The sequence below is a fragment of the Hansschlegelia beijingensis genome, from assembly GCF_045505405.1.
Lineage (GTDB): Bacteria > Pseudomonadota > Alphaproteobacteria > Rhizobiales > Methylopilaceae > Methylopila > Methylopila beijingensis_A.
On record NZ_JBJKEX010000115.1, the window covers coordinates 1 to 8,312 of the forward strand.

Sequence of the window (8,312 nt, forward strand, 5' to 3'; positions counted from 1 at the left end):
GATCCGCGAGCATCCGGTGATGCTGAACCGCGCGCCGACGCTGCACCGTCTGGGCATCCAGGCGTTCGAGCCGGTGCTGATCGAGGGCAAGGCGATCCAGCTTCACCCGCTGGTCAGCGCGTTCGGCCCCGCCCCCGGCGCGCCCGAGAAGCCGAAGGCGCCGTTCAGCAGGCTCAGCACTGGCGGGATGATCAGCGCCCCGAAGACGACGCCGAACACGAGCGCCGCCTGCTGCCGCCACGGCGTGGCGCCGACCAGTTGCCCGGTCTTGAGGTCCTGCAGATTGTCGTTCGAGATCGTCGCGACGCCGAACACGATCGCGGTGGTGATCAGGGCGTAGGCGGCGAGCGCCTGAACCCGGTCCGGCGGGCCACCTGCGCCGTAGGCGGCCGCGAGGAGCAGCGCCGCCCCGAGCGCCGCCAGGATGCCGACCCCCGAGATCGGGCTGTTGGACGAGCCGATCAGCCCCGCCATGTAGCCGCAGATCGCCGCGACGACGGTCCCGGCGATCAGGACGTACGCCGCCGAGCCGATCACGATCGGCCAGGGATTCGCCGCGACCGGCCCTCCCGTCGCGAAGCCGAGCAGCAGGAGGATGATCGGCGCGATCGCGAGCCCGATGACCCCGCCGACGACGGCGATCGGCAGGTCGCGCTCGGCGAGGTCGAGACGGTGGCCTTGTTCACGCCGCAGCCGGGCGGCCGCGAGGGCCGTGCGGACGCCGTTCGCGATCGGCCCGAGGATCTTGAGAAGGGTCCAGAGCGCCGCAACCGCGATGACGCCCGTTCCGATCAGGCGGACATCGCCACGGAAGGTCTGCGACACGAGGGCGGAGAGGGGCTCGCTCAGCCCGTGCGCGGCGGTCGAGACCGGGACCAGCACGGCCCAGCTGATCAGCATGCCTAGGAACATCGCAAGCCCGACCGAGACGCCGACGAGATGGCCGACGCCGATCAGCGCGAGCGAGAAGCTGGCCGACACGGAGCTCGCCCCCGCCCCGACACGGAACGCGACGGCGGCCTCCGCCGCGATCAGCCGGGTGTTGGCGATCACCGCGAAGGCCGCGGAGGCGAGCGAGCCCAGCAGCAGCATCCGGAGGCCCCGCCGGCTTTCCTCCGCCCCCTGGCCCGAGCCGGCCCCGACCCTCAGAACCTCGGCCGCCGCCACGCCTTCCGGGTAGGGCAGGTCGGACCCGGTAACCAGCGCGCGCCGCAGCGGGACCGAGAGCATCACGCCCAGGATCCCGCCGAGACCGATGACGGCGGCGCTCGTCAGATAGGGAAAATCCGTCCACCAGCCGATGATCACGAGCGCCGGCAGCACGAAGATGATCGCCGACAGCGTGCCGGCCGCCGAGGCCACCGTCTGGACGATGTTGTTCTCGAGGATCGTCGCGCCGCCGACGGCCCGGAGCGCCGCCATGGAGATCACCGCCGCAGGGATCGAGGTTGCGAAGGTGAGGCCGACCTTGAGGCCGAGATAGACGTTGGCGGCGGTGAAGGCGACCGTGATGAGGCCGCCCAGAGCGACGCCCCGGAGCGTGAGCTCGCGGCCGTGCGCGGAGACGTCCGTCCGACCCGCCATGATGCCGCTCCGCCATTCGCCAGGGCGCCCGGACGGGCGCGACAAGGCTGGCCGACCACGAGCCTAGCGGGCTGGAGCGGGACCCGGAAGCCCGGGCGCCGCTTCCGGCGCGCCTTGGCGCGGCCTCAGCCGTGCACCCGGCGCATCACGGCGATGCGCACCAGGTCCTGAAGCGTCGTCGCCTTGAGCTTGTCCTTCAGGGTCGAGCAGGTGTTGGCGACGGTCTTGTAGCTGACGCCGAGATCGTCCGCGATCTGGGCGTAGGCCTTGCCCTCGCCGAGCAGCGCCAGGATCTGAAGCTCGCGGGCGGTGAGGTCGGTCTCGTCCTTCCGGCTCCGGGAGCCGAGCAGGGCGACCTGCACCGCCATGTCGTGCCCGATATAGGGCTGGTTGCGGCGCACCTTCTCGACGGCTTCGAGGAAGGTCTTGGGCCCCGCGTCCTTCGGGACGAAGCCGGTCGCGCCGACATTGAGCGCGCGGCGGGCGATGATCGGGTCGCCATGCATGCTGAGCACCAGGACAGGGGTGCTTTCGTCATGCCGCCTGAGGCGGCGGATGAACGACAGCCCCGCGAGGCCCTCGCCGCGGATCGCGAGATCGACCACGATCAGGTTCGGTCGCCGGCGACGATAGAGCTGATAGCCGGCGAGCGGCGTCGCGGCCTCCAGCACCTCCGCGAAGCCCGCCTCCAGCAGGACGCTGCGGCAGCCCTGCAGCACGATCGGATGATCGTCGATCACCAGAACGCGGCTCACTTGGCGGCTCCCTCGAATTCGTGGAAGGACCGGCGCCGGAAGCCGTTGGCCTGCGCGCTCATCGTTCCTCCCCCGCCGTCGGGCCCGGCAGCCCCTTGCGCTTCAGCAAGGCGAGCGCCTCCTCGCGCGAGGCGCCCTGAAGCCGCGCCGTGACGTAGTGCTTGCCGGTCTCGCCGAAGCCGGCGTGTTCGCCCTCCTGCGCGATCGAGGAGAGCTGTTCGATGATGGTGCACGCGTCCTCGTTGACGCCGTTCTCTCTCAGCATCGCCTCGAGCTGAACGGCGCGGTTCGCGATCATGCGGCTGCCTTCGTAGAAGCGCGCGTCCGCGGTCGCCAGAACCGCCTGCAGTCGTCGCGCCGCGTCGCTGTCCGCGTGGCCGCCGCTCTGACGGTTCGCGAGCCATTCCGACGGCGCGGTCTTGTCGCCGACCTGAAGCCAGTCCTGGCCGGCGCCCGGGGCGGCTCGGCGCAAGGGCTGCACGGCCTGCGTCTTCTCGCTGGAGTCGTCGTCGCAAGCCGCGAGGGCGATGAAAAGCGGAATAATAAGAGAGATCCTCAGGATCAACTTAATAAGTTTATATTTATACATCGCCGAGGCCCGCTCCGAGGCAGCGCGCCGTCGATAGTACAAAAGTGACGGCGTGGCCAGCGGTCGCATCCTGCCCCGCGACGATTGGCCGTCCGCGCCGCTGCAGGAGCATGAGGAGGGTCTAAGCCTCTAAAAAATCTCTGAGATTTTCATGAGACTGGCATGCCAGAACCCGCGGCGCGCCCTGGCAACAGGGCAGGGAAATGTACCCGTCCGATTTTTCTACTCTCCCCCGAGACAGCTTTCTGCCGTTCGTTAAAAGTCGCGCTGCTGCAGAACGCAAGAAGCGCAGACGCGCAGATCAATAACAAGGTTCGGCGCACCGCCCTCCGGACCATCGCGTCTCAGCGCGTCGCCAGAGCACCGGCTCGAGCGCCGCCGCTTCCACGAAACGGAAACGCAAGGGGATCCATATGATCAGTCTGAGAACTTCCGCGTCGGCGGCGACGCTTGTCGCGGCGGCCGCGCTGGGGCTCGCCGCCTCGGCGCTTCCGGCGGGCGCCAACGACAAGCTCGTCGAGCTCTCCAAGAGCAATGAGAACTGGGTGATGACTGGCCGCACCTACAGCGCCCAGAACTACAGCCCGATGACCCAGATCAGCACGGAAAACGTGAAGAATCTGAAGCCGGCATGGTCGTTCTCGACGGGCGTGCTGCACGGCCATGAGGGCACGCCCCTGGTGGTCGGCAACAAGATGTACGTCCACACGCCGTTCCCGAACATCACCTTCGCGCTCTCGCTCGATGAGCCGGGCAAGATTCTCTGGCAGCACAAGCCGAAGCAGCCGCCGACCGCCCGCGCCGTCGCGTGCTGCGACGTCGTCAACCGCGGCCTCGCCTACTGGCCGGGCGACGGCAAGCATCCTGCCCAGATCCTGAAGACCCAGCTCGACGGCCACATCGTGGCGCTCAACGCCGAGACCGGCGAAGAGCTCTGGAAGATGGAGAACTCCGACATCAAGGTCGGCTCCACGCTCACCATCGCGCCTTACGTCATCAAGGACACCGTCCTGGTCGGCTCCTCGGGCGCCGAGCTCGGCGTGCGCGGCTACGTCACCGCCTACGACGTCAAGACGGGCGCGCAGAAGTGGCGCGCTTACGCCACGGGTCCGGACAACGAGCTGCTGCTGGCGAAGGACTTCAACAGCGCCAACCCGCAGTACGGCCAGTTCAACCTCGGCACCGACAAGACCTGGCAGGGCGACGCCTGGAAGATCGGCGGCGGCACCAACTGGGGCTGGTACGCCTACGATCCGGAGACGAACCTGTTCTACTACGGCTCGGGCAACCCGGCGCCGTGGAACGAGACGATGCGTCCCGGCGACAACAAGTGGACGATGACGATCTGGGGTCGCGACATCGACACCGGCGAGGCCAAGTTCGGCTACCAGAAGACGCCGCATGACGAGTGGGACTACGCCGGCGTCAACGTGATGATGCTGTCGGAGCAGAAGGACAAGGAAGGCAAGCTGCGCAAGCTGCTGACCCATCCGGACCGCAACGGCATCGTCTACACGCTCGACCGGACCAACGGCGACCTGATCTCCGCCGACAAGATGGACGACACGGTCAACTGGGTGAAGCAGGTCGACCTGAAGAGCGGCCAGCCGATCCGCGACCCCGAGTTCGCGACCCGGATGGACCACAAGGCGACCGAGATCTGCCCGTCGGCCATGGGTTACCACAACCAGGGTCACGACTCGTACGATCCCGAGAAGAAGAAGTTCTTCCTCGGCATCAACCACATCTGCATGGACTGGGAGCCCTTCATGCTCCCGTATCGCGCCGGTCAGTTCTTCGTCGGCGCCACCCTGTGGATGTATCCTGGCCCGAAGGGCGATCGTCAGAACTACGAGGGCCTCGGCCAGATCAAGTCGTATGACGCGATCACGGGCAAGTTCGACTGGGAGAAGATGGAGCGCTTCTCCGTGTGGGGCGGCACCATGGCGACCGCGGGCAATCTCGTGTTCTACGGGACGCTCGACGGCTTCCTGAAGGCCCGCGACAGCCGCAATGGCGACCTGGTCTGGAAGTTCCGTCTGCCCTCCGGCGTGATCGGTCACCCGATGACGTACGAGCACAACGGCACCCAGTACGTCGCGATCTACTACGGCGTGGGCGGCTGGCCGGGCGTCGGCTTGGTGTTCGACCTGAACGACCCGACCGCGGGCCTCGGCTCGGTCGGCGCCTTCAAGAACCTGCAGAACTACACGCAGATGGGCGGCGGCCTGATGGTGTTCTCGCTCGACGGTAAGAACCCCTACGACGACCCGAACGTCGGCGAGTACAAGGGCAAGGCCCTCTGATCGCAGGCTTCGGCCGCGACGAGATCCCGCCGGCCTCCCGGCCGGCGGGATCGGAATCCGAACCTTCTAGGAAATGTCTCGTGAGCGCCCCCGCCCTCGGCGGAGAAGAGCAGCGCCGGGACCGGGAGAGCGAAATGACCTCGAACAGCTGGAATGCGGTGCGCGCCGCTTTCTTGGCCGGCGCGACGGCGCTCGCGGCGCCTGCCGCCTGGGCGGCCGAGACCGCCGGGACGGCCGCGACGCAGGACCAGGGCGCGCTCCGCGTCTGCGCCTCGACCGTCGAGGCTCCGTACTCGATGAAGGACGCCAAGGGCTTCGAGAACAAGATCGCCATCGCGGTGGCGGAGGCGATGGGCCGCAAGGCCGAATTCGTCTGGTTCGACAAGGCCGCGATCTATCTCGTGCGCGACGGCCTGGACAAGAAGCTGTGCGACGTCGTGCTGGGCGTCGACACGGGCGACGAGCGGGTTCTGAGCACCAAACCCTATTTCCGCACCGGCTATGTCTATGTCACGCGCCCCGACGAGGGCGAGATGGGCACGAACTGGCAGGCGATCGAGAAGCCCCAGTTCACGAAGTTCGCGATGCGCTTCCAGACCCCGGCCGAACTGATGATCAAGCAGGCCGGCAAGTACGAGGACACGCTCTCGTATCAGCTGTCGCTGGTGAACTTTCAGGACAAGCGGAACAAGTACACGCAAGTCGCGGCCGACAAGCTCGTCAGCGAAGTGGCGTCCGGCGAGGCCGACATCGCGATCGCGTTCGCGTCCGATGTCGCCCGTTACGTCAAGGAATCGTCGAAGCCGCTGAACGTCACGATGATCGACGACGACTTCACGCTCTCCGACGGGACCAAGGTCCCTCTGCACTACGACCAGGCGATGGGCGTCCGCAAGGACGACAAGGAGCTCGCCGCCGCGCTCGACGCCGCGATCGAGAAGGCTCAGCCGCAGATCGATCAGGTGCTCCGCGACGAAGGCGTGCCGTTGCTGAAGCAGAGCAGTTGAAGCGTCGAACGGCGCATCTCTTTAGTTCGAAAGCGATTGGATAGTGATGATCAGGAAGATGTGGATCGCCGCGCTGGCTTCGGCGGCGGTGATGACCGCGATCCCGACGGCGAACGCGGCGATCGAACTGCACAATACGGTCACCGGCGAGCCTCTGAACCTTGACGACGCAGGCCCGGAGGGCAAGGACGTCGCGGCGTTCAAGGAGTTCCTCGAGACCGGCAAGAATCCCTACCTGGATCAGCCGAACTGCCTGGCCAAGGCGCAGGAGCTTTATCTCGGCGCCTGCTCGGGCTGCCACGGGCATGTCGGCGAGGGCAAGCTCGGGCCCGCTCTGAACGACAACTACTGGACCTATCCGGACAACAACACGGACAAGGGTCTGTTCGAAACCATCTTCGGCGGCGCAAGCGGCCAGATGGGGCCGATGTACAACCTGCTGAACGTCGACGAGATACTTCTCGCGATGGCCTGGGTCCGGCACATGTACACGGGCCCGAAGGAAGACGCCAACTGGCTCAACGAGAAGCAGCTGGCCAACTTCAAGCCGTTTGACGGCAAGGACGCGACCAAGCCGCAGGGCGACACGCTGCCGGAATGCAAGGTCGACTGAGGGATCTCCCCGCCCGGGCGGGCGGCGAGGAAGACGGAGCGGCCACCCGCGCCTGCTCCGGTGACTGAACGAGAGCGCTAAGCGTCAAGGAGGAATGCCCATGTCCAAGATCAAGAGCATCTGCGGCTTTGCGGCCGCCGCGGCGTTCGCGTCGGTCGCGCTCGCCGCTCCGGCCCTCGCCTATGACGGCACCAACTGCAAGGAGCCGGGCGTGTGCTGGGAGCCGAAGCCCGGCTATCCGGCGAAGGACAAGATCGTCGGGTCGAAGTACGACCCGAAGCACGATCCGAAAGAAGTGAACAAGCAGAGCGAGTCCATCAAGGCGATGGAAGAGCGCAACGCGAAGCGCGCCGCGAACTACGCCAAGACCGGCAAGTTCCAGTACGACGTCAAGAAGATCGGCGCGAACTGATCTCATTGCGGCCGGCCGCCTGATGACAGGCGCGCCGGCCGTTCCTCGATCCCTGGCGGTCCGCGCGCATTCGGATCGTCTCCCTTCGTCGCCGGAGCGGGCTCTTCCGACCGTTCCATGGGATGGCGACACGCGCCTAGCGGCCGCCGATCGTCGGGTTCATCGTCCCGAGGGACCGGCGACGGCGGCCGCCCTTTCGGAAGGAGAGGCGTCGCATGAGCATGACGAGGGCCGCTGAACTGCGCGCGGGCGGCGAACAATCGCCGGCGTCGCTGGGAGAGTGGCGCGAGAAGGCGCTCGCCTTCGAGCGCGAGGTCGGAACCGCCGTCGTGGGCCAGCCCTGGGTGGTGCGGCTGCTGACGGTCGCGTTGTTCGCGCGCGGCCACGTGCTGCTCGAGGGCGACGTCGGCGTCGGCAAGACGACGATCCTGCGCGCCGTCGCTCGCGCCCTCGGCGGCCCGTTCGAGCGCATCGAGGGCACGGTCGACCTGATGCCGACCGACATGCTCTACACCGCCTTCGTGGACGACGACGGCAAGCCGCGCGTCGAGCCCGGGCCGGTGCTGCATCATGGAGAAGACCTTGCGGTCTTCTTCTTCAACGAGATCAACCGGGCGCGCCCGCAGGTCCACTCGCTGCTGCTGCGGCTGATGGCCGAGCGCAGCGTCACCGCGTTCGGCAAGGAATGGTCGTTTCCGCACCTCCAGGTGTTCGCCGACCGCAACAGGGTGGAGAAGGAAGAGACCTTCGAGCTGCCCGCCGCGGCGCGAGACCGGTTCCTGATGGAGATCGCCGTCGACGCGCCGACCGATCCCGAGGTGCGGCGCGAGCTCGTCTTCGACCCGCGCTTCTACGACGTGGACCGGCTGATCGGCGGCGTCGCCGAAGGGGTGATCGATCACCGTCAGCTCGGCGAGGTCGGCCGCGCGATCCAGACGTCCGTGCACGCCAGCCGCGCGCTCGAGAACTACGTGCTCGCGCTGTGGTCGCGCTCGGTGCCGACGACGAACAGCGGGACCCGGATGTTCTGCAGCGCCACGGGGCGT

Annotated in this window: 8 protein-coding genes and 1 pseudogene; 6 read left to right on the forward strand and 3 right to left on the reverse strand. The window is 67.3% G+C overall.

Annotated features, from left to right (window positions below; translation table 11 throughout):
* Positions 1 to 121, forward strand: a pseudogene (locus ACIKT0_RS09285) (hypothetical protein); the annotation flags it as partial.
* On the opposite strand, the gene ACIKT0_RS09290 reads toward ACIKT0_RS09285, so the two are convergent.
* The 3 genes from ACIKT0_RS09290 to ACIKT0_RS09300 all read right to left on the reverse strand — a co-directional run bounded on the left by ACIKT0_RS09290 (position 103) and on the right by ACIKT0_RS09300 (position 2,820).
* Positions 103 to 1,584: an OPT family oligopeptide transporter gene (locus ACIKT0_RS09290; protein WP_407105078.1), complete on the reverse strand. Its 1,482-nt coding sequence runs from the start codon at positions 1,582 to 1,584 to the stop codon at positions 103 to 105. The pseudogene ACIKT0_RS09285 and the gene ACIKT0_RS09290 overlap by 19 nt on opposite strands.
* Positions 1,585 to 1,709: 125 nt before the next feature.
* Entirely contained in the window at positions 1,710 to 2,339 is a 630-nt protein-coding gene (locus ACIKT0_RS09295) for a response regulator (RefSeq protein WP_183396469.1), read from the reverse strand.
* A gap of 58 nt (positions 2,340 to 2,397) precedes the next feature.
* Entirely contained in the window at positions 2,398 to 2,820 is a 423-nt protein-coding gene (locus ACIKT0_RS09300; RefSeq protein WP_407105079.1) for a hypothetical protein, read from the reverse strand.
* Between the two features lie 521 nt (positions 2,821 to 3,341).
* On the opposite strand from ACIKT0_RS09300, the gene ACIKT0_RS09305 reads away from it, so the two are divergent.
* From ACIKT0_RS09305 to ACIKT0_RS09325, 5 genes are all read left to right on the forward strand, one after another.
* Positions 3,342 to 5,234, forward strand: coding sequence for a methanol/ethanol family PQQ-dependent dehydrogenase (locus ACIKT0_RS09305; RefSeq protein ID WP_407105080.1), 1,893 nt, complete (start codon positions 3,342 to 3,344; stop codon positions 5,232 to 5,234).
* Positions 5,235 to 5,314: 80 nt separating this feature from the next.
* On the forward strand, positions 5,315 to 6,241 hold the full coding sequence (gene moxJ, locus ACIKT0_RS09310) for a methanol oxidation system protein MoxJ (protein WP_407105081.1): 927 nt from the start codon (positions 5,315 to 5,317) through the stop codon (positions 6,239 to 6,241).
* A gap of 46 nt (positions 6,242 to 6,287) precedes the next feature.
* Positions 6,288 to 6,854 carry a cytochrome c(L), periplasmic gene (gene moxG / locus ACIKT0_RS09315; protein WP_407105082.1) on the forward strand — a complete coding sequence of 189 codons (567 nt, stop codon included), beginning with the start codon at positions 6,288 to 6,290 and terminating at the stop codon, positions 6,852 to 6,854.
* A gap of 100 nt (positions 6,855 to 6,954) precedes the next feature.
* Positions 6,955 to 7,266, forward strand: a complete 312-nt coding sequence (locus tag ACIKT0_RS09320; protein ID WP_407105083.1) for a methanol dehydrogenase — start codon at positions 6,955 to 6,957, stop codon at positions 7,264 to 7,266.
* A 221-nt stretch (positions 7,267 to 7,487) separates the two neighbouring features.
* On the forward strand, positions 7,488 to 8,312 hold an 825-nt coding region (locus ACIKT0_RS09325), incomplete at its 3' end, for an AAA family ATPase (RefSeq protein ID WP_407105084.1).